Origin of the sequence: Alloscardovia venturai (assembly GCF_042676605.1) — a bacterium.
Classification (GTDB): Bacteria; Actinomycetota; Actinomycetes; order Actinomycetales; family Bifidobacteriaceae; genus Alloscardovia; species Alloscardovia venturai.
Genome location: NZ_JBHTHQ010000021.1, coordinates 826,113 through 847,130 on the forward strand (window position 1 = coordinate 826,113; position 21,018 = coordinate 847,130).

General features: G+C 47.6%; 16 protein-coding genes and 2 tRNA genes. 2 read left to right on the top strand and 16 right to left on the bottom strand.

Going from position 1 to position 21,018, the window contains the following annotated elements:
• Positions 1-118: 118 nt before the first annotated feature.
• From ACFQY8_RS06940 to lysS, 5 genes are all read right to left on the bottom strand, one after another.
• On the bottom strand, positions 119-1,801 hold the full coding sequence (locus ACFQY8_RS06940; protein WP_377939158.1) for a DEAD/DEAH box helicase: 1,683 nt from the start codon (positions 1,799-1,801) through the stop codon (positions 119-121).
• Between the two features lie 373 nt (positions 1,802-2,174).
• A complete protein-coding gene (locus tag ACFQY8_RS06945; protein ID WP_377939159.1) occupies positions 2,175-4,535 on the bottom strand; it encodes a Cna B-type domain-containing protein in 2,361 nt (786 codons plus the stop codon).
• 338 nt (positions 4,536-4,873) lie between these two features.
• Positions 4,874-5,611 carry a phosphoglyceromutase gene (locus tag ACFQY8_RS06950; RefSeq protein ID WP_377939160.1) on the bottom strand — a complete coding sequence of 246 codons (738 nt, stop codon included), beginning with the start codon at positions 5,609-5,611 and terminating at the stop codon, positions 4,874-4,876.
• Between the two features lie 10 nt (positions 5,612-5,621).
• Positions 5,622-6,581 (bottom strand): 1,4-dihydroxy-2-naphthoate octaprenyltransferase, encoded by a 960-nt coding sequence (gene menA / locus ACFQY8_RS06955; protein WP_377939161.1) that lies wholly within the window; start codon positions 6,579-6,581, stop codon positions 5,622-5,624.
• A gap of 42 nt (positions 6,582-6,623) precedes the next feature.
• Positions 6,624-8,288, bottom strand: coding sequence for a lysine--tRNA ligase (lysS, locus tag ACFQY8_RS06960; protein ID WP_377939162.1), 1,665 nt, complete (start codon positions 8,286-8,288; stop codon positions 6,624-6,626).
• Between the two features lie 330 nt (positions 8,289-8,618).
• On the opposite strand from lysS, the gene ACFQY8_RS06965 reads away from it, so the two are divergent.
• Positions 8,619-8,692: transfer RNA gene (locus ACFQY8_RS06965), tRNA-Pro, on the top strand.
• A gap of 335 nt (positions 8,693-9,027) precedes the next feature.
• On the opposite strand, the gene ACFQY8_RS06970 is transcribed toward ACFQY8_RS06965, so the two are convergent.
• The 4 genes from ACFQY8_RS06970 to ACFQY8_RS06985 all read right to left on the bottom strand — a co-directional run bounded on the left by ACFQY8_RS06970 (position 9,028) and on the right by ACFQY8_RS06985 (position 12,512).
• Positions 9,028-9,101, bottom strand: a tRNA-Arg gene (locus tag ACFQY8_RS06970).
• A gap of 69 nt (positions 9,102-9,170) precedes the next feature.
• The gene (locus tag ACFQY8_RS06975) at positions 9,171-10,148 is read right to left on the bottom strand and encodes a tetratricopeptide repeat protein (RefSeq protein ID WP_377939163.1); all 978 of its coding nucleotides are present in this window, start codon (positions 10,146-10,148) and stop codon (positions 9,171-9,173) included.
• 130 nt (positions 10,149-10,278) lie between these two features.
• On the bottom strand, positions 10,279-11,277 hold the full coding sequence (locus ACFQY8_RS06980; protein WP_377939164.1) for a hypothetical protein: 999 nt from the start codon (positions 11,275-11,277) through the stop codon (positions 10,279-10,281).
• The gene (locus tag ACFQY8_RS06985; RefSeq protein ID WP_377939165.1) at positions 11,274-12,512 is read right to left on the bottom strand and encodes a hypothetical protein; all 1,239 of its coding nucleotides are present in this window, start codon (positions 12,510-12,512) and stop codon (positions 11,274-11,276) included. Before ACFQY8_RS06985 ends, ACFQY8_RS06980 begins: the two co-directional genes overlap by 4 nt.
• 65 nt (positions 12,513-12,577) lie before the next feature.
• Between ACFQY8_RS06985 and ACFQY8_RS06990 the strand changes: the two genes are divergently transcribed.
• Positions 12,578-13,564 carry an FKBP-type peptidyl-prolyl cis-trans isomerase gene (locus ACFQY8_RS06990; protein WP_377939166.1) on the top strand — a complete coding sequence of 329 codons (987 nt, stop codon included), beginning with the start codon at positions 12,578-12,580 and terminating at the stop codon, positions 13,562-13,564.
• Positions 13,565-13,732: 168 nt separating this feature from the next.
• On the opposite strand, the gene nucS is transcribed toward ACFQY8_RS06990, so the two are convergent.
• The 7 genes from nucS to ACFQY8_RS07025 all read right to left on the bottom strand — a co-directional run bounded on the left by nucS (position 13,733) and on the right by ACFQY8_RS07025 (position 21,011).
• A complete protein-coding gene (gene nucS, locus ACFQY8_RS06995) occupies positions 13,733-14,452 on the bottom strand; it encodes an endonuclease NucS (RefSeq protein ID WP_377939167.1) in 720 nt (239 codons plus the stop codon).
• 125 nt (positions 14,453-14,577) lie between these two features.
• Positions 14,578-15,612, bottom strand: coding sequence for a hypothetical protein (locus ACFQY8_RS07000; RefSeq protein ID WP_377939168.1), 1,035 nt, complete (start codon positions 15,610-15,612; stop codon positions 14,578-14,580).
• Between the two features lie 180 nt (positions 15,613-15,792).
• Complete coding sequence (locus ACFQY8_RS07005; RefSeq protein ID WP_377939169.1) at positions 15,793-16,062, bottom strand: F0F1 ATP synthase subunit epsilon; 270 nt, start codon at positions 16,060-16,062, stop codon at positions 15,793-15,795.
• Positions 16,062-17,516, bottom strand: coding sequence for a F0F1 ATP synthase subunit beta (gene atpD, locus ACFQY8_RS07010; protein ID WP_377939170.1), 1,455 nt, complete (start codon positions 17,514-17,516; stop codon positions 16,062-16,064). Before atpD ends, ACFQY8_RS07005 begins: the two co-directional genes overlap by 1 nt.
• 11 nt (positions 17,517-17,527) lie before the next feature.
• On the bottom strand, positions 17,528-18,475 hold the full coding sequence (locus ACFQY8_RS07015) for a F0F1 ATP synthase subunit gamma (RefSeq protein ID WP_377939171.1): 948 nt from the start codon (positions 18,473-18,475) through the stop codon (positions 17,528-17,530).
• The gene (atpA, locus tag ACFQY8_RS07020; protein WP_377939172.1) at positions 18,475-20,121 is read right to left on the bottom strand and encodes a F0F1 ATP synthase subunit alpha; all 1,647 of its coding nucleotides are present in this window, start codon (positions 20,119-20,121) and stop codon (positions 18,475-18,477) included. The genes ACFQY8_RS07015 and atpA overlap by 1 nt, the downstream gene beginning before the upstream one ends.
• A gap of 71 nt (positions 20,122-20,192) precedes the next feature.
• Complete coding sequence (locus tag ACFQY8_RS07025; protein ID WP_377939173.1) at positions 20,193-21,011, bottom strand: F0F1 ATP synthase subunit delta; 819 nt, start codon at positions 21,009-21,011, stop codon at positions 20,193-20,195.
• Between the last annotated feature and the right edge of the window lie 7 nt (positions 21,012-21,018).

A 21,018-nucleotide genomic window follows, 5' to 3' on the forward strand; every position in this document is an offset into this window, starting at 1 on the left:
TTTGTATTTCACATTATGTTTGTTAGACACTCACACAAAAATGGACAGTGTGTACGATATCGTACACACTGTCCGAAAACTTCTGAGTGTTAGAAAAACTATATGCGGTTCGTGCTATTTAATTCCTAAACGCCAACTCCAACCCGAGCTTCTTCCCCTTGAACTTAGCCTTCTTTAAGCTTTTCAACACTTGACCAGACATGTCAGAGGGAAGCTCTACAAAGCTTGCCTCATCGCGCAGCTCAATCGCGCCGATAGCTTTGCCCGGGATATGCGCTTCTGAGGAGATAATACGCACGATATCATTCGGACGAATCTTATGGCGTTTACCAAGGCTCATGCGGAAACGAGTTATACCTTCCTCCACTTGACCTTCATCAAAACGGCGAGACTGTGCCTTGCGCTTTTCATCACGCTTCTTCTTGCCGTCCCGCCTATCACGGTCCTTGTGCTTGCGCTCACCTTTGTCACGAGCCTGAGAATTATGCTTTTCTTCGAGCTCCTCGCCTGAACCCTGAGCACTCTCCAAAGCCTTCTTCAAGAATGCAGCTGCAATATCCATAGCGGTATAGTCAGACATATTGACAGCATTTTCGATGACATCAATCATGTCGCGAAGTCCACCTTCGTCAATAATGGCACCGACACCATCCATGACTTTATCAACTTTCTGCGCCTGCACATCTGCCATGCTTGGTATATTTTGTGCGACAATTTTTGTCTTGCAATATCGCTGGATATCCTTAATTTTGTACACTTCTTTACCACGAACAAAGCTAAATGCTCGCCCCGCTCGCCCTGCGCGACCGGTACGTCCGATGCGGTGAACATAGTACTCAACTTCACGAGGAATATCGTAATTGAACACAGCCTCGACATCGTCGACATCGATACCGCGAGCTGCCACGTCTGTCGCTACAAGAATTTCGACACTTCCCGCGCGGAACTTCTTCATTACACGGTCACGTTGAGCTTGTTTCATATCTCCATGGAGTGCTTCCGCCGCATAGCCACGTGCTTGCAAATTTTCCACAAGCTGATCAACCATAGCCTTTGTATTGCAGAAGACCACTGAAAGTTTTGGAGCATAGAAATCAACCAAACGCGACAAGACCTCAGTCTTGTCTTTGCGCCTTACGTCATAGTAGTACTGGTCGATATTTGGTACGGTAAGCTCAGTACGCTCAATCTTGACCGTTTGGGCATCACGCTGGTATTTCGTAGTGATGTCCATAATGGCTTTTGCCATTGTCGCTGAGAAGAGTACTACCTGGCGCTCATCTGGCATCTGGTCAAGAATAGTTTCAATATCTTCCCTGAAACCCATATTGAGCATTTCATCTGCTTCGTCAAGGACAATGGTATGAATATCTTCCGTTTTAATTGTTTTACGTCGCAGGTGATCCATAACACGACCAGGCGTGCCAATGATAATCTGTACGCCGTCTTTGAGTCCACGAATTTGACGCATCATATCTGCACCACCGTAGACAGGGAGAATCTTGACACCGTGCATGTATTTCGCAAGACGATGAAGCTCCTCAGCCGACTGAATGGCAAGTTCGCGCGTTGGCGACAAAATTAAGACTTGAGTAGCGTAATTCTTAGAATCCACCTTCTCGAGCACTGGAATACCAAAGGATGCTGTCTTGCCTGTACCAGTTTGAGCTTGACCAATCATATCTCGGCCGCTCATCATTACTGGAATAGCAGCTTCCTGAATCGGGGATGCTTCTTCAAACCCCATATCATTAATGGCGCGCAAAATTGGCTCGGAAAGACCGAGTTCATCAAATTTCATTAAGTTTTACTTTCTGTTGGTACGAGGATTCGTACGCGGTTGTTCATTCAAGCGCGCATATCCGTAAACCAAAAAATAAAGCAGAAAGCACGCTCATACCCGTTGCACCGGCAACTTTTATTCGCTCTCACAAGAGAAAAAAGAGCACAAAAAAGGAACGCCATGAAATGGTGCGTTCCTAAATTCATCGAGTAGCCTCAATCCTACCATAGAGTGTAGATACTCGGATTTTATCGGGCAATCTGTACGTTATCATACAAGGTGCCCGATAAAGTCCAAGTATCCTAAAACATACGTGCTCTCCAGAAAAAATTCTTCACTGAAGAGCATCGTCTATCACGTCATATCACTTATCGTGATTAAAAATTTCAGCTCATACTTCACGCCTGCGCAATGCCAAAGTAATGATTGCCGCAACAAACGCAAGCACCCCGCCGAGCCCTTGCATTATCACATCTGTGCCTGTACGAGCAAGACTTGGAGCTGACTGACTAGATTTACTAGAATTTGATGCTTTGACCGTTGGTACAGTCCGCTGAGAGGATTGAGTAGGCTTCGTCGGAGTATGTGGTTTATTCGAGGTAGGTGTGTTCGGTACTATCGGTTGCGGCTGTGGCACCGGAGTGTATGTATTTGTCACAGTATAACCTTCACGCATGGAGCCGTCCACGGCTGCCTTATAACCACTCGCTACGTCGATTTCCTCGACAGTATAAGTAACTAACTTACCATCTTTAATCGCATCAAGATTATCAAAAGAAGATGCCCAATCATTTTCAGACTTGAGCTCAAGCGTCTTTCCCTCGGCAGCTTTCCCATCAGCAAGAAGCTGAATTTTCACAAAATCGGGACGCTTGCCTTCTTGATTGTCAGAGTCTACCCATTTCTTAGATACCTTGATAGATGTCTTAACATACACAGGAGTGCATACGTAATTATTCGTATACCCTTCTGTATCTGAGTCACCAGACATCGTAGTTTCGTTGAAGATACCTAAAGTTTTATTAGGAGATGTAGAGTTTGATACTGCACACTGCTGAAGCTTAGATACTTGTTCCGCCGTAAGTTTATTCGGCGTCACATCATACGTGACTTCTACGTTAAACGACTGCGACTGACCAGGATTTAGAGTAACGCCAGGCGTGACGCGGTAGCCTTGTGGTGTAGATTCAGCCGAGTTACCATCAACCGTTACAGAATCCAATGTAAACCCATCAGGTGTAGCAGGAATATCATAGACAGGAGCCGAGCTGACCAAGCACGACCCCGCAACTGCCGTAGACGTACTAAAATCTCTTGTAGCTCTGCGCATTGTACGGCTTCTACTACTGTCACTTTCACGTCCACTGCTCGAGCTACTTGTCACATCACGAGTGCTCATAGACCCTGAAGAATATTGAGAGCTACCAGGAGTCGTAGGCGCATTATTTGTGACAGTAATCGTATAGTGCCTTGTGACAGATGTATTCCCATCATTCGTGTGAAGAGTTACTGGCTTGTCACTCGTTTCTTTCTTGACGCTATATGTATAGCTTGTCGTCAAAGTAACAGAGTCCTCATCAAAGGCAGAGGCATCCTCAGGAGGACGTGCAACACCTAAAGCAACGGTCGCCATAAGCTTGTCGTTCATGGTACAGCACGGCGCAGTAAACGTGCCAGAAATCACAATAGTATGTGGCGCTTGGTCTCCATCACCGTCAAGCCATTTATCCGATGTAAATTTCTCTGCAGATTCTCCAGCAAACTTACCTTGCAAGACGGCCATACCATCTTGTATTTCAGTAGGCTCTACCGTATAATCGCTACCTTCTACGTAAGGTTGTCCGTCAACCGTGACTTTGAGGTTCGAGAACTGGGAATTACGCGCACCTGTCGTTTTAACTATGAAGTTCATGAGATATGTACCCAAGTTACCACCGTATCGCGTGGTCGTAGATGTGAAATCTGCTGCACAGCACTGAGAAGCATCTGGACCAGATGTAATGACAGGCTGAGGATCAGTCTGCAAAAGGTTCGAATCAGCGACTAGGCCTACAGTTGCCTTCGTTGACATATGCATATGGAGATCTGTATTGAGGCAATTTTTTAGAACAGTCTTCGAGTATGTGATTTTTGACGGAATTTGAAAATCTTGTCCTGAAATTGACATGACATCATACGTTGAATAGTTTCCAAGCGTAAATTCCGTATTTGGGTAAACGATTTTGTTATTCCCATTATTCGTAACAAAGTCTTGGCCTTCTACCCATGGATTTCCAAAAGTGACTTCATAACAATTATCGCCTTGCGAATCAGCAGGGAGGTCTTTTACGTCAAAGGTAACAGCATTAATGTCAGTACCACCAGCAAAAGTAAAGTTGCTTCGAGTCGGTCGTGGCATATCCGTACCGCACAGTCGCACCTTAACCCAACGTCCCAAAATGTAGTCCTGCGATTCGTCAAGCCCTTCGCCCGGAGTAATTTCTGCTTTATAATCTACAGTTATTTGTCCACTCGTATTAATGTGTATCTTTCCATCGCTTGCAGGTCTCAAATATGCCCCATTGGAGTCAGAGACTTCCACACTTGCATCAGCCTTCAGACCAGCACTTACCTTCTTACCCGACTCTGTGCCAAGTGTATTCCACATTGCAGAATCGCTGGAATGCTCTGCCGATGGCGTTCCTGCCGCATGAGCGACAGTTTGGTTTAGCGTAAAGCTTGTCACGGTTGCACTCAGAAACATCACAATCATGGCGATTACAGATGCCCAGCGATACAGCCACTTACACTGTACCCCCCTGTGCCTTCATAATTTCTCCTCACGTGTATGGAAATCCTTCGTGGATTCTTTTAATCTCTGAAAACTTCCATTAAAAAATAACTGTCTAAGTCTACCTTTTTATTTCTACTTTGTACATTCTCACAATAAAATAAGCGTTTCTGTAGCCAATATATGGACATCATATAAAAGTGGAGCCACCTCTCAAAGGTGGCTCCACTCTGCAAGCCTCAAGCTCAACCTACACTAGACCACATAGGCTGAACTCATGTAAGATTACGTAAATTACGCCTCACTTGTAGTGTTTTACTCTACTTACCCTGATTTGCTACCGCCGCAGCACCTGCAGCCGCCGCCTCAGGATCGAGGTATTCGCCACGTGGCTTGATAGGCTTAAAATCGTCATCCAACTCGTAAAGAAGTGGAATTGCAGTAGGAATGTTCACCTTTGCAATTTCTTCTTCGCTCAAACCGTCAAGCATCTTAACGATAGCACGCAAAGAGTTACCATGAGCAGCAATGAGAACGGTCTTACCTTCACGAAGCTGTGGCTTGATAGCTTCTTCCCAGTAAGGAGTTACACGAGTAACAACGTTGGAAAGTGCTTCAGTCTCCGGAACCTCTGCATTTGCATAACGAGGATCATTATTCTGAGAGTACTCATCGTTTGGGTCGATTTCTGGTGGCGGAGTGCCATAAGAACGACGCCAAATCATGAACTTTTCATCACCGTACTCTTCACGGATTTCAGTCTTATTCTTGCCCTGAAGAGCACCGTAATGACGCTCATTGAGACGCCATGAACGCTCTACTGGGATCCAGAGGCGATCTGCGGCATCAAGGGCAATATTAGCGGTATTGATAGCACGACGAAGCAAAGAAGTGAAAACGATGTCTGGGAGGACATTCTTCTCCTTGAGAAGCTGACCACCACGCTTTGCTTCCTCTACACCCTGCTCGGTCAGAGGTACATCGACCCAACCGGTGAACTGATTTGTCTTATTCCATGCGCTCTGTCCATGACGGAGCAATACTAACTTGTAAGTCATGTCTCCTAGTTTAAGCAGGGTTTAAGACGAGTAACACGAGAGCGTACTGGACAGTCAGGAGTACCATAAATGTCTGAACCGCAAAAAATACGAGACGATATATCCGCGAATCCTCACGCGCATATACTGCACCGCACATCGCTACCCGCGTTGTAACCGCGCTGACGATAAAGCCAACGACGATAAGCAGCACATTCCACGCCGACGTATGCCAATGCACTAGCATAAGAACACTCAAGCACTGCACCGCATGCAATGTCCACACCGCTACGAGGCATAAAGCTAATATCCGATTCCCAGTAACTCTCCCCCATCGCACGACGATGGTCACTTTATGAGATATAGCGTCCGACTCCTTATCACGCAGATTATTGACAAGCATGACGCCCGCCGAAAGTAATCCTGTTTGTACTCCAGCTACGATGCCCCACACGCCTATCGCACGGATAAGAAGCCACTGCACACACCACACTACGACTGGGCCAAAGAAAATGAACGCAATCACTTCTCCTAGCCCCAAACGAGCAAAGAAAACGGAATAAGCTACGACTGCAGCGAGACATACCACTCCCACGACGAGGAGCCACCATTGCTTGCTTAAAGCCACTACAGCAATTCCTGACACGATGCCGAGCAACGCCATTCCGCTAGCCGAGAGGTAAGCAAATCTACGCCCTTCCTGCGATACATTAACCCGTAGAGGAGCGCTCGAATCACGTGTGTCATCTATCCCTGACACGCCATCGTAATAGTCATTGATGAAATTCGCTGCGACTTGTAAACTCCATGCAACGATTACGCACAATGTGACGTAAAGAGCGGGGTATTCAGCGACAGACGGACGACCCACGATGGTCGTGTCCCACACAACGTCTAGTCGCGTGGAAATTGCCGCAATTAAAACAGGACATACAGAAAGAGCCCACGTGAGCGGACGCGATCCTTTCCAGAATAACTTCACGCCACTCATGTGGACTCCAAGCTCCTTATGTCTTAAAAAATAAAAACTTACCTAGTTATTCAAAGGCTTCACCAACGGGAAAGTAATCGTCTCGCGAATGGTTGCGCCAGTCAACGCGATGAGCAAGCGATCCAAGCCCATGCCCATACCGCCTGCTGGTGGCATGCCTACACCAAGTGCCTCGATGAAGTCTTCGTCGATATCCATTGCTTCATCATCGCCAGCCATAGCCATCTTCGCTTGAGCCACAAAGCGCTCACGCTGAACGACCGGGTCATTAAGCTCTGAGTAAGCAGTACCCAATTCAAATCCGCGGACATATAAGTCCCACTTCTCCACCTGGCCAGGCTTCGAACGATGAGACTTAGTGAGCGGCGAAGTCTCCACAGGGAAGTCGCGTACGAAGGTCGGCTCCCAGAGTTGATGAGGATTTTCGGTGTAGAAGTGCTCCCACAAGTTTTCTACGAGCTTTCCGTGATTTTCTACCTTCTCACGCTCAATTTCAAGCTTATCTGCAAACTTTTCAAGGGTTTCTACGGAAGTCTCAGGTGTGATTTCTTCGCCGAGCTTTTCAGACAAAGACTCATAGATATCAAGCTGACGCCACGTACCACCAAGGTCATATTCTGAACCATCGGCAAGAGTTACCGTCGTAGATCCGAAAGTATCGATTGCCGCCTGCTGCACGAGAGACTGGGTAAGCTCAGCCATAGTGTCATAAGTACCGTATGCTTCATATGCCTCGAGAGTAGTGAACTCTGGAGCGTGAGTAGCGTCGGCACCTTCATTGCGGAATGCACGATTGATTTCAAAGACTTTGTCAATGCCGCCGACAAGCATGCGCTTCAAGAAGAGTTCAGGAGCGATACGCAAGAAAAGGTTCATATCAAACGCATTGATATGTGTGGTAAATGGTCGCGCAGCCGCTCCGCCACGGATAGCTTGAAGCATAGGAGTTTCAGCTTCCATATAGCCACGGTTATCAAAGTTACGACGCAAAGAAGCAACGACGGAGGCACGGTTACGCACCATCTTGCGCATCTTACCATCCACAATCATGCCAAGGTACGGTTTACGAGTGCGCTGCTCATCATTGAGTTCCTTATGGAGCGCTGGAAGCGGGCGCAACGACTTGGAAGCAATCTTCCACTCACTTGCAAAGATAGAAAGCTCACCTGTCTTGGAAGCAATAACGCGACCTTTGAGGAAGAGATGATCTCCCAAATCTACGAGCTGCTTAAATTCTTTCAAACTATCAGCGCCAATTTCTTTCTTCGAAAGCATACCCTGGATAGGAGTTCCATCCCCTGCAGCGAGCTGCACGAAACACAATCCACCACCATTGCGCAAGAAAATAACGCGACCTGCGAGTGCGACGACCTTATCTGTCTCTTCGCCGGCTTCGAGCTTGCCGTCATAATCAGCACGAACCTGCTCAATAGTAGTTGTAATAGGCAGCTCTACAGGATACGGATTTACACCATTCTTCATCATCAAAGAGCGCTTTGCCACACGCATCTGAACCTGCTCAGGATGTGCATGAGAACCAAAATGCTCATTAGCAGGATCAATTGCATCATCAAGAGTTGCACCACTCTTTATGCGCTCATCGATGGTTTCATCCTGCTTCAGTAAAAGTTCTGCGCGCTCGACAGTGCTCATTCCTGCCGGCGACTGAGCCTCTTCCAACTGCGAAGTTTCATTCAAATCTGTCATAATTCCTCAAACTGTGTGTCTCGCTCGTCATGCGAAATTTATACTCGTGTATCATACTGAAATCAGTAATTATCTGTGCTCTAGAGTACTCAATACCTTATACAGAGACTTCCTCAGACACACGAATATCTATTATCTATCGAATAATAGTGTCTTGTACTTTCTAGTTATACGTACTGCCTATCTTCACCAAAGTCGCATAAACCGCATAGCCCGCATAGTATAAAGCTCACTGCGATATCATCATGCCGATATCCCTTATGCTTGCGATATCAATCACGACCCACCTTCACACTAATTGGACAGGCTTCGAGTATGCTAGGAGACTAACGGGTTATAGCGCAGCTTGGTAGCGCACTTCGTTCGGGACGAAGGGGCCGCGGGTTCAAATCCCGCTAACCCGACTTTTCAGAGGTCGAAAACCTACAGTATTCCACATGATTTTATGCGGGATACGCGTGTATCGCATATATTTATACGCACTTGTGCACACAATCCTTTTTACGGGTTTAATTTAAGAATTACAAATCATGAATCTAAAGAAACTCAAAAGTTGAAATTTTTGTATAAAGTGTTCTTGACTCGTGATGTCGCACCTTTTGACCAGATTTAACCGCGTCCTTTGATCAAATCCTTAACCAGACCTTTTGAAGCAAAACGTCAACGATATAGCCAACGATATAAATGTGTCGAGATATCTGACCGACATCTCGACACACCACATCTGTGAGCCTTTTCGTGAGCCTGAGGGGATTCGAACCCCCGACCTTCAGTACCGGAAACTGACGCTCTCATCCGCTGAGCTACAGACCCATCGTTCCTAGTGTAACGAACCAAGGCGAAAACGAAACTCGCGTACCTCGGTAGCGAACGAAATATATCTTAATACATCAAAGTCATGAGCTTTTGACGTGCCGCACGCAAACGAGGGTCATTCGGTTCAGGAATAGCGAAGTACTCTACCAAACGTTCACGTATCTGCTGCATGTCATCGCGATGACCAGGTATGAAATCAAGCAACCGTCCAAACGCATCTTGAATTTGTCCACCAATCATATCAATGTCCGCCACATTCAATTGCGCCTCAACATCGTCAGGATTGTCTGCCGCAGTCGCACGAATGACACGAACATCCGAGCTACCATTGCGTGCTAAAAGCAGACATTTTGCCCGCTCACGAGCAGCAATCGCATCATGGGGATTATGCTCTACAAGCTTTGTATACGCTTCAGCAGCTTCGACATAGTGACCACCAGCAGCTAATTCATGAGCATTCTCATGTCCTGCAGGAATTTCAGGCTCAGCATGAGTCGCATCACCTGCTCTCGCAGCATCCCCTTCAGAACCAGAACTCGTCCCATTTTCCATAAACGGCGCAGTACCCGTAACACCCGACTGCTGCGCCATAGCAATAATCTGTGGAAAAAGCGTTTCTTCCAATTGCTGAAGTTCCGTTTCTGTAGGCATGCCCTGCATCATCGGGATAGGACGGCCACCTACCAGACCGAACAGTGCAGGCACACCTTGCACACGCAACGCTTGCACAATCTGCGGATTCGATGTTCCATCGATTCGGGCAAGCTGCATCTGACCATTGAGCTTTGCTACCATGTCGGCAAGTTTCTTTGCTACGTCGAAGAAACGCTCATCATCTTGCAACCAAATGAGGATGAGTATAGGGAAAGTATTTGAGGAGTTAACCATCGCCTCAAAACTATTCTCATTAACATCTATCACATAGCCACCAGCAGCTGGAGCACCGCCATCCTCTCCCATCGCTGCTTCTGCTTTATGCTTCAGAGCCTCCAAATCTACAGCTCCTGCCATAGAAAACCCTGGTCGATATTCATCTTGAGCCATGTCATACCTCATTTCTGTACTACTCGTCACTCGCGTAACTCGTACGAAACTTATACGAAATTTATCTACATCACCTGTGCGTAAAAGCTGGTTATATGTTCACATGCACATATAACCAGCTGCGTACGTGTTACTTTGCTTCTACCGCGACTGGCTGACGTTCTGCTCCCACAGTGCGAATTTTTTCGGAAGACCCCACCTTAGGAATATATATAGCTACCTCATTGACGTAGTCCACCTCTAATGCACTTGTAGCTTTGGTGTCTCCGAAAAGTGCTTTCTCCGAGTCAGAAGCCGGAAGGGATTGTCGGTCTCCTCCTGCTGTACGTGTCCATACAGAATCAATCTGTATCACTGCGAGCGCCCCTCCATCTGCAGTTTCCAAGACCTTGATATCTTTTGTATGTGCAGTGTACGTTTGGCTTTGCATTCCTTCATTTTGAGCAATCGCTTGCTGCACGCTGTCGGTGAGTGTCTGCAGATTTGTACGGAATGCATCATCTGCAAAGTCGTTTGCATACTTACTTTTTGCGCCGTTCTCAAGCACATCTGCATACCGCTTGGCCACTTCAGCCGGGGTAGCCTTAAGACCACTCGTCTGCGCGTCGCCTTGGGTAGAGCCTATAGTGGCTACTTTAAATTTAGGCATCTGCACACCAGGCATGAGACGAACCAAACCCCATACCTTATAATTTGCTGTTGCCTTCTGCTGCTCTAATACGAGCAGGCGCTGAGACTGTTGAGTGTCAGTTACAGTAGTAATCGCAAAAAGATTACGCGGCCACGTCTGAGACGTTGACACGACAGATTGGCTCAAGCTTTGAGGAATTGCAGTGGAAGAATCCAAGTTATTCGTCGCCGAAGCTATCTTGAGCTGACTTGTACGCACTTCAAGTGCAGGCCCAAGCATCTGTTCTTTGAGCGCATTCGTGTCACGTGCTGCATCAGCCTTATTAATCGCTTTAATAATTTTAGTGCGAATAGCCTTTTCCTGCGTAGTCGTCACAACAGGAGTTATCGCATTCGAATCAGCCTTCTGAGGCGACGGTGTACATGCTGCCAAAGCGACGGCAGAGGCACACACTACGCCAGTTGCCGCAAGTTTCATCAGTACTCGACGATATATCATGCTTTCTCCTGTTCCCGTGCATCATGTATAGAGTCACTCGGCTGAGAAGCTTCAGTAGATTCTGTAGGGGTATCATTACTCGAGCGTTCTTCCACCGCAAGACGCGCAAGATATTCAAGGAGTTCTTCTCCTGAAAGATTTGCAGAGTGAGAACTTTGACCACTCCCTTTTGCCTTGTCATCTCCTGAAGTAGGACGATTGATAAGGGATGGAGACCATGGTGTATCTGCAGCTCCTGCACCGGTAGATGCGACAAGATTGACCGAACTTGGATCGACAACCGTTTCAGTTGTCTGCGCATCTGTCTGAGATGATTTGCTATAGCCGTTAGAACTATTTGTATCTTGTTTGCCAAAAAGTTTAGAAAGAAGAGATGGTCGCGTATTTGTACGGTGCGTAATACCTGTCCGACTCTTCTTCTTATACGGCTCATACGGAGCATTCACGCCAGGAACTATCGGTTCGCCCGCAGCAAGCGCAGCTTCCTTCGCTGCCAACTGATTTGCACGAACTTGCTTACGACGCTCTACTCCAAATGGATCTGAACTCGAAAGCCACGTACCCGACAAAAGAGCTGCTACTGCAAGGGCAGCCATGATGACATACCATGGACCTCCTGAGCCGGATCGCTGAGACTCATCACGGGTCCACTGAATCCTGACCTGGGATACGCCATTCTTACTGTATGCTATGACTCGCTGCTGCGAAGTAATTCCACTGAGGCTTACGGTAGCAGATTGAGACTTCTTGCCTGAGCATTTTATTTCTTGCCATAAATCGGAGTCAGCAAATGCAACAGATTGGGTCGCTTCCCCTGATTGAGAAACGTCTTTCGTGGATAGCTGTGTCCAGCTCGATAGACCGCTAATTGCAGTGTATCGAACAGCTTGTGCTGCCATCCACGCATCGACGTCATCACTGTTTGCCACTGCTACACAGACGTCTCCTTGCGAAGAAGACGACGCTTTCGAAGCAGTAAAAGTCATCTGCGAGCTGACGACGTTCGCTACACCTTCATCTGTCACGACATACTTCGCTGAAGTTTGAGCTGATGCACTTACAATCTTACTTGGTTTAAGTACAGTCATGCTCACGATAGCCATTACAAGCGCCATAAATGCGAGAACGATAAGCACTGGCGTCACAATGCCGCGCATGATGCGTGGACGAGTCCACGTGCGCTTCTGTGGGGACACTTCACTACTGTGCGCTAAAGAGTCTACTTTTTTATTCATAACCTAACTATTTTACATGTTGAGGTATAAAAAGCCATCTCCGCTCTTCACGGTAGGCTAGAGACATGCATACTAATTCTCATAAAGTTTTACGCGCAGTCGGTGCACTCATAGCGACCGTTACGCTTGTATTTACAGCTGCTTGCGGAAATTCTTCTAGCTCATCAAATGCTATCTCTGGTCTTACTCCTATGACGGGTGTTTCTGCTCAGGGGAAACTTGGCTCGAAGCCAACTGTCAAGTTCAAGACACCTTTTAAGGTCACAAATAATTCATATCAAATAATTCAGAAAGGCGACGGAGCCACTTTCAAAGAAGGTCAAAAGCTATGCATGCAGCAAATCGTCTTTGACCCTAAAACTGGTAAGCAAGTCAGCTCTACGTGGGAAAACTCCGCTGACTGTACTTCAACATTCTCTTCGAAGAGCATGCAGTCAAGCTTCTACAATCTTTTTAAGCAGCTTCGTGTAAATTCCACTGTAGCGTTGGGGATTTCTTCTTCCGGCTCCTCAACATCGTCGAGCTCAAAATCATCCTCATCGAAGTCTTCCAGCACAGAGACGACGGCATACATCATGGCACTCACCATTGTATCTGCGAAGACTATCCCAACTCGTGCCACCGGCGATAAGGTAACAGGAATTGATGCTTCACTTCCGAAGATTACTTTGGCAAAAAATGGTGCTCCAAGCATTAACGCACAAAACTTGAAAAAGTATAAGTCCGACGGGCAGCTTAAAGTTCAGACGCTCATCCAAGGCAAAGGTGCAACCGTCAAGGAGACGAGCACTATCACTGCTCACTACACAGGCTGGGTGCTCGGTGGCGATGCTAGTAAGCCTTTCGACAGTTCATGGACTCGTGGAGCTGCTGCTACTTTCTCCTTGCAACAAGTTATCAAGGGGTGGACTCAAGGTCTCGCCGGTCAGAAGGTGGGCTCTCAGGTGCTCCTTATTATCCCGCCAAGCTTAGGTTACGGAAATCAAGCACAGACGAATATTCCTGCAAATTCAACGCTGGTCTTTGTCGTCGATATCCTCGATGCACAGTAGCGGCGGTAATATTTTATTTCTTGTCATTATTTAAGAAACTCCGTACTAGGTTCATCTATCGCCTGGTACGGAGTTTTTAGTGCCGAGCTTGCGTACATGCATCATGATGTTCTAATCGGTTCTAAGTATGAATCCAAGGACAGCGCAAAAAGTGTAACCTTTAGAATTTCAGAATAGAACTAACTCATCAGATTGAGCGCCTTTCATATCCTCATAGTCAAGAATCAGACACTCAAAGCCACGATCTTCCGCAAGAGTACGCGCCTGAGGTGTGATAGTTTGCGCAGCAAAAATTCCGCGCACAGGCGCAATCAGTGCATCACGATTAAGCAATTCACAGTAGCGAGTCAACTGCTCCACCCCATCGATACCACCATGACGCTTAATCTCAATAGCGACGTGCTCACCCTGCCCATCAATTGCCATGATATCCACAGGCCCAATAGGAGTCGGATACTCACGGCGTACCAACCTCATACCTTCTCCTGCGCGTTCAATCTGCTCAGCAAGATATTTTTGAAGATGCGCCTCTACCCCGTCCTTATCCAGGCCTGGATCTTCACCAAGGTCGTACTCACTGTCGCTGTGTACTTCCCACAGAGCAATGTTTAATATGTCGTCACTCTTATCTGCGATGGCTTGAAGATAGAGAGGAACATCTGCGAATCCCATGGAATCCTCAATCGCCTGATAGCGTGGCGATTCTGGATTGATTTCGCGCAGTGTACATGGAGCTGCCATCCAGTTCAAAGGCTTATAGGAGCCTAGCTCCGAGAAGATAAGACAGGATTGGTCTGCCTTAATGAGGATTACTCGCTTCGCACGAGGAAGCGAGGCATTTAAACGTCCAGAGTACTGCGCAGAACAGTCAGCCACGATGATTCTCATGCGCTCTACCGTACTTGGTCGCGATGACCTTAGCAAGCCATTCAGTCTAAATTTGTCCCCATAAAACGCAAAAGAACGGCCTTTCGACCGCTCTTCAAATTAAAGTAACTCCTTCATACACTCACTTATGCAAGTGGCTGCTGATCGGGAGTTGTAGAATCAGTTGGCTGTGTTACCGGAGTCTCTGAGGTTTCCAGTGTTGCTGGTGTCACAGGTGTCACAGGTGTCACAGGTGTCGCTGGAGCAGCTGGCTGAGTAACAGGAGCTGCTGGAGCTGCGTAGCCGTGAGCCTGTGCAGGACCTTCAAATGCAGGAGTCTCAGGAGCGTTGACCTTGATGATGTAAGCAACTGCAATAAAAATACCAGCGAGGACTGCGAGAACGCCGAGTACAGTCATGAAGTTCATTGCTGCAGATGGGTCTATGAGAGTCTTTGGAAACTTCTCGAGCTGAGTAGCATCCACACCGCTCTGCTGAGTCGCCTTAGCCAAGTCTTTGTAGATCTTCGCAAGATCCAAAGCGGTAGAACGCATGGTGCCATAGTCAGCATTCAACTGTGCGATTGCAGCTGCAAGTTTGCCGTGCGCGATGAAGAGAACCACGCCGTCTGCGATGGATGCAACGCCTGCGAGCACACCAAGAACGCTCATACGCTTAGTAATGACGGAACCAACTGCGAGGAGCAAAGTAACAAAACCAACAACAGCGGAGATAATGCCGAAAGTCTTGATACTGTTGAACGCATCGAAATCGCCTGCAACTACGTCAATGCTTTTAGAAGTCTTGTCTGCAGTATCTATGAGCTTATCTACGGTAGAAATAATCGCATCTACGTCGTAGCCTCGCTCCTTAGCAATAGACTTCATCTCTGGGGAGATACCGTCGAACTCTTCCTTAGCAGACTGAGCCTGCTTTACCTGAGAATTAAGCTGATCCTTGACATTGCGGACATCTGCAGCGTTATCGTTATCCAAGTTGAACATGTTGCCGTTCAAAGAAGTACCACTAACCAATGCGTCAGAGCTGTTGCTTACAGCCTGGGAGGTTATCAAAGGTGCAAAAAGAATTGCGATGCCGAGGACAGCAACAACGATGGTAATCGCTGCGCTAACGATGCGAAGCAAAAATGGGTTGCTTTGGGACTTTGAAGTCTGAACCATAGGTGAATTCATGGTATCCACGTCTTTTCTTTCTCTTTAAAGTTTCAGGTACTATCTTAAGGTGAAGAGCAGACCTCTAACTCTTTTAATTTTGTTTGAAATAGACGAAAGCTCATTCCGCATATCATTGGAATCATGCGAAACGAGCTTTTGTAGAATGTTCAGCGTTTGTATTGACGCTTAGTCAAGCACCTTATCCACGCCAATGGTCAGTGTATTGTCTTCGAAGGAGATGAATCCACCTTCAACAGCAAAAGCATGTTCTTCACCATCGACAGTTTTAATGGTGACATTACCATTGCCAACAATTGCCAACACTGGTTCATGATCAGCCAAAATGCCCATGTAACCATTCAAGGATGGAACTATGGCAGACTTCGCCTGACCGTTCCACAAAGGGCGATTCTCAGCGACAATGTTAACGTCAATTACGCTTGCAGTGTCAGCCATTATGCCAAATCCTTCTGCATATCATGCCACTTGCGCTCGAGATCATCGATACCGCCAATACCAGAGAACGCCTGCTCTGGAATATTGTCATACACGCCATCGCAAATGCGCTTAAACGCCTCAACGGTCTCGTCAGCAGAGACATAGGAGCCTGGGCGACCTGTGAACTTTTCTGCCACGTAGAAGTTCTGACCGAGGAACTGCTCGATACGACGTGCACGAGCAACGGTGGTTTTATCCTCTTCAGACAGTTCGTCGATACCAATCAACGCGATGATATCCTGAAGCTCCTTGTTGCGCTGCAAGATAGCTTTCACGCGGTTTGCAGTCTCATAGTGAGCCTGACCTACATAACGTGGATCCAAAATACGTGAGGTAGAGCTCAATGGGTCTACTGCAGGGTAAATACCCTTTGCAGCGATATCACGAGCGAGCTCAGTCGTTGCATCCAAGTGAGCGAACGTGGTCGCAGGCGCTGGGTCAGTGTAATCATCCGCAGGCACGTAAATAGCCTGAAGGGACGTAATGGAATGACCACGAGTTGAAGTAATTCGCTCCTGCAAAGCGCCCATTTCATCAGCCAAGTTTGGCTGATAACCTACTGCAGACGGCATACGCCCCAGCAATGTAGATACCTCAGAACCAGCCTGAGTAAAGCGGAAGATGTTATCGATGAACAAGAGCACATCCTGATTCTGAACATCACGGAAGTACTCTGCCATGGTCAATGCAGTCAATGGAACGCGAAGGCGCGTACCTGGTTGCTCATCCATCTGGCCAAATACAAGAGCGGTCTTCTCGAGGACGCCTGCTTCTTCCATTTCGCCGATGAGGTCATTACCCTCACGGGTACGTTCACCAACGCCAGCAAATACAGACACACCACCGTGATTCTGCGCTACACGCTGAATCATTTCCTGAATGAGAACAGTCTTACCAACGCCTGCGCCACCGAACAGACCAATCTTTCCACCCTGAACGTATGGTGTCAAAAGATCGATAACTTTAATACCGGTCTCGAACATCTCAGTCTTGGACTCGAGCTGATCGAATGCTGGCGCGCTACGGTGAATGGACCAACGCTCCTTTACCTCAATGTTTTCACCTGCTTTAGCGTTCAAAATGTTGCCAGAGACATCGAAGACATGTCCCTTAGTAACGTCGCCTACAGGCACTTCAATCGGATGACCGGTATCAGTAACGGCAGCACCACGAACCAAACCATCGGTTGGCTTGAGAGCCACAGCACGAACGATGGAGTCACCCAAGTGCTGTTCAACTTCCAAAGTAATGGTGGTCGAGGTTGAGCCCTCTTCCCCTTGAACACCGGAGATTTCGGTGGTCAAAGCGTTATAGATATCTGGTAAGTGTCCGAATGGGAACTCAATATCGATAACTGAGCCCTGGACGCGAATGATGCGGCCTTGTGCAGGAGATGTAGTTTCCTGTGCCATTGGGCGTCCTCCTATTCTTCCTCGTTATTCAGTGCGTCAGCACTGCCGATGATTTCGGTAAGTTCCTGAGTGATGGAAGCCTGACGGGAGGCGTTGAGCTTACGTGTCAACTCCTCAACGAGGCTTCGTGCGTTATCCGTAGCGGTATGCATTGCATTCTGACGGCTAGCGGTTTCCGATGCTGCTGCTGTAAGCAGGCATTCATGAATTCGCGACTGCACATACTTAGGCAAAATGTGGTCAAGCACATGTTCAGCACTCGGCTCAAAGCTGTAGAGAGGATAAGAATCATGACCAAAAGTAGTCACAGATGCAGAGGACTTCTTGTCCTTTTCTACTACACCTTGATAATCGTCATCTACAAGTTCTACTTCTACTGGAAGCATGCGAATGACTCGCACCTTCTGCGTCACCATATTGATGAACTCAGTAAAAACAATGTAGAACTCAGATACGCCACCTTCAGCAGCGGACTTCATATAAGTCTCATAAAGAGTGCGCGCAATCTGTTCTGCAACTTCGACGCCAGGGGCATCTGTGTGCCCTTCCCATGTAGCTGCCACATCGCGATTGCGGTACTTATAGTACGACACACCGCGGCGACCGTACACGAAGAGTTCAGGACTCTTGCCCTCGTCTTCCAAACGGTTGAGCAAAGCCTCTGTTTCACGAATGATGGTTGATGTGTAAGCACCTGCCATACCACGATCAGAGGTCAATGCCAATACAGCTACTCGGTTGTTTGCCTCGTGCTTGCCTAAAATTGGATGGTCAAGCACTGTATGAGAAGCCATAGCTTTCACAGCATGGAAAATCGCATCCGAATATGGCTTCGCTGCCAAAGCAACATCACGTGCCTTAGCGATACGCGAAGACGCAATCATCTCCTGAGCGTTGAAGATTTTCTCCAAAGACTCAGTTGATGCAATGCGTGATTTAAATGCGAGCTGAGAAGCCATTACTTATCTGCTTCCTTCTGCTTGCGAGCTACGAGCTTTTCCTGCTCTACCTCAGCTGGGACGAAATCTGGATCCTGTGTATGGTCGAAGAGTGGAGTACCATCCACCTTGACATAGGTGTCGCGGAAGGCATCTACAGCAGCATCAAGCTTTTCTTCAGTCTCCGAAGTGAAGTCACCTGTCTCACGGATAACATCGAGGATATCGGTGTTATGAGCAAGATAGTCAAGCAGCCCCCTCTCGAATGGAAGAACGTCAGCGATATCGAGATCGTCAAGCTTGCCGTGAGTACCAGTCCACACAGAAACTACTTCCTGCTCGGAAGAGTATGGAGAGTACTGCGGCTGCTTCAAAAGCTCTGTCAAACGAGCGCCTCGCGTAAGCTGAGCTTTCGACGCTGCATCCAAATCTGAAGCAAACATCGCGAAGGATTCAAGTGAGCGATACTGCGCCAAGGAAATCTTCAAGGTACCAGATACCTTCTTCAATGCCTTAGTCTGTGCAGCACCACCTACACGAGATACAGAAATACCTACATCCACTGCAGGACGCTGATTTGCGTTGAACAAATCAGATTGCAAGAAGATCTGACCATCTGTAATGGAAATGACGTTTGTTGGAATGTATGCAGATACATCGTTTGCCTTAGTCTCGATGATTGGCAAACCAGTCATGGAACCGCCGCCTAAATCATCGGATACCTTTGCGCAGCGTTCAAGCAAACGAGAATGCAAGTAGAATACATCACCAGGATAAGCTTCACGCCCAGGTGGACGACGAAGAAGCAAGGAGATGGAACGATACGCTTCTGCCTGTTTGCTCAAGTCATCAAAGACGATGAGAACATGCTTGCCGTTGTACATCCAATGCTGACCAATTGCAGAACCAGTATATGGAGCAATGTACTTGAAACCTGCAGAATCAGATGCTGGAGATGCCACGATAGTGGTGTATTCCATAGCGCCGGCATCTTCCAAAGCACCGCGAACAGATGCAATGGTAGAACCCTTCTGCCCCACTGCTACATAAATGCAACGGACCTGCTTCTTAGGGTCGCCAGACTCCCAGTTAGCCTTTTGGTTGATGATGGTATCGATTGCGATAGCAGTCTTACCTGTCTGACGATCGCCAATGATGAGCTGACGCTGACCACGACCGATTGGTGTCATAGCATCAATTGCCTTAATACCAGTAGCCATTGGCTCATCAACTGGATGACGGTGCATAACGTCTGGAGCCTGAGCCTCCAAAATACGTCGACCTTCGCTAGGTATCTCTCCGAGTCCGTCAATTGGACGACCTAATGGGTCAACGACACGACCCAAATAGCCATCGCCAACTGGAACGGAAAGAACTTCGCCTGTGCGGCGAACTTCCTGGCCTTCTTCGATACCTTCGAAGTCACCAAGAACAACCACACCGATTTCTCGAGGGTCCAAATTGAACGCCAAACCGAGGGTGCCATCAGCAAATGTTAAAAGTTCATTTGCCATGCAGCCTGGAAGGCCCTCAACGTGGGCGATACCATCGCCCGCCGTCTTGACATAACCAACTTCTTGAGTTGGAGTGTTGGACGGAGTGTAGGACTCGACGAATTCGTCTAACGCCTGACGAATAGCGGCGGGATCAATGGTCAAATCTGCCATTTTCACTCCTTTTATTTTTTTACAGCGATATAACGGTGAACTTGATGTTCGTATTTCTTCTACGAATGCACTTAGCTCAAAGTCCGCTGCAAAGTCTTTAACTGTGCTACTACTGTGGTATCAGTTACCTGTGCGCCATGCTGGATACGCATTCCTCCGAGGACTCGAGAGTCCACGATGGAATTGATATAGACACTCGTGCCTAATTTCTTCGTATATGCAGCATTGATACGCGCACGCTGCTCATCAGTAAGTGGCACTGCTGTAGTTACAGTAACTACGCGGTCACCTTCATGCTCAGAAATGCGCTCAGTAAGCCAATTCAACGCAGACAAGAAACGACGACGACGCGGCTGATGCGCAACGTGGTCAATCAAGAATCGCGTAGTAGGAAGTAAATCATCTGTCTTCACTACTGCATTGAGAAGATTCTTACGAGCATTCCACGAAGCGCGATTATCAGATAGACCAGAAAGTACTTCAGGCATATTAAGCAATGCCGAATGTACGCGAGATAGCTCTGCGGAAACCTGTGATGTCGTGCCACGGGCATCGCAATAGCTAAATGTCGCATCTACTGCTACATCTTCCATCGCACTAGCGATATGACGTGCCTTAGTCCAGCGCTGACGCGCAAGGTAGCGTACTACTTCGAGGGTCAAAGCATCCACCTTACCTTCAAAGAGCTTATCCACCAAAGCTACACGTTCCTGCGGCTGTCGTCCTGGGTCAGTCAGCAACCGCTCTAGACGAGCATTAGAATCGAGTACAGCAGTGATATCAAGGAGCTGACGTGCAATCTCTAAAGCATTTTCGCCCTTATCTTTGAGCTGACCCGCAAATTCATGTCGAGCTCGCTCTCTCGATGCTAACGATGCTTCACTATGCATAAGTCAC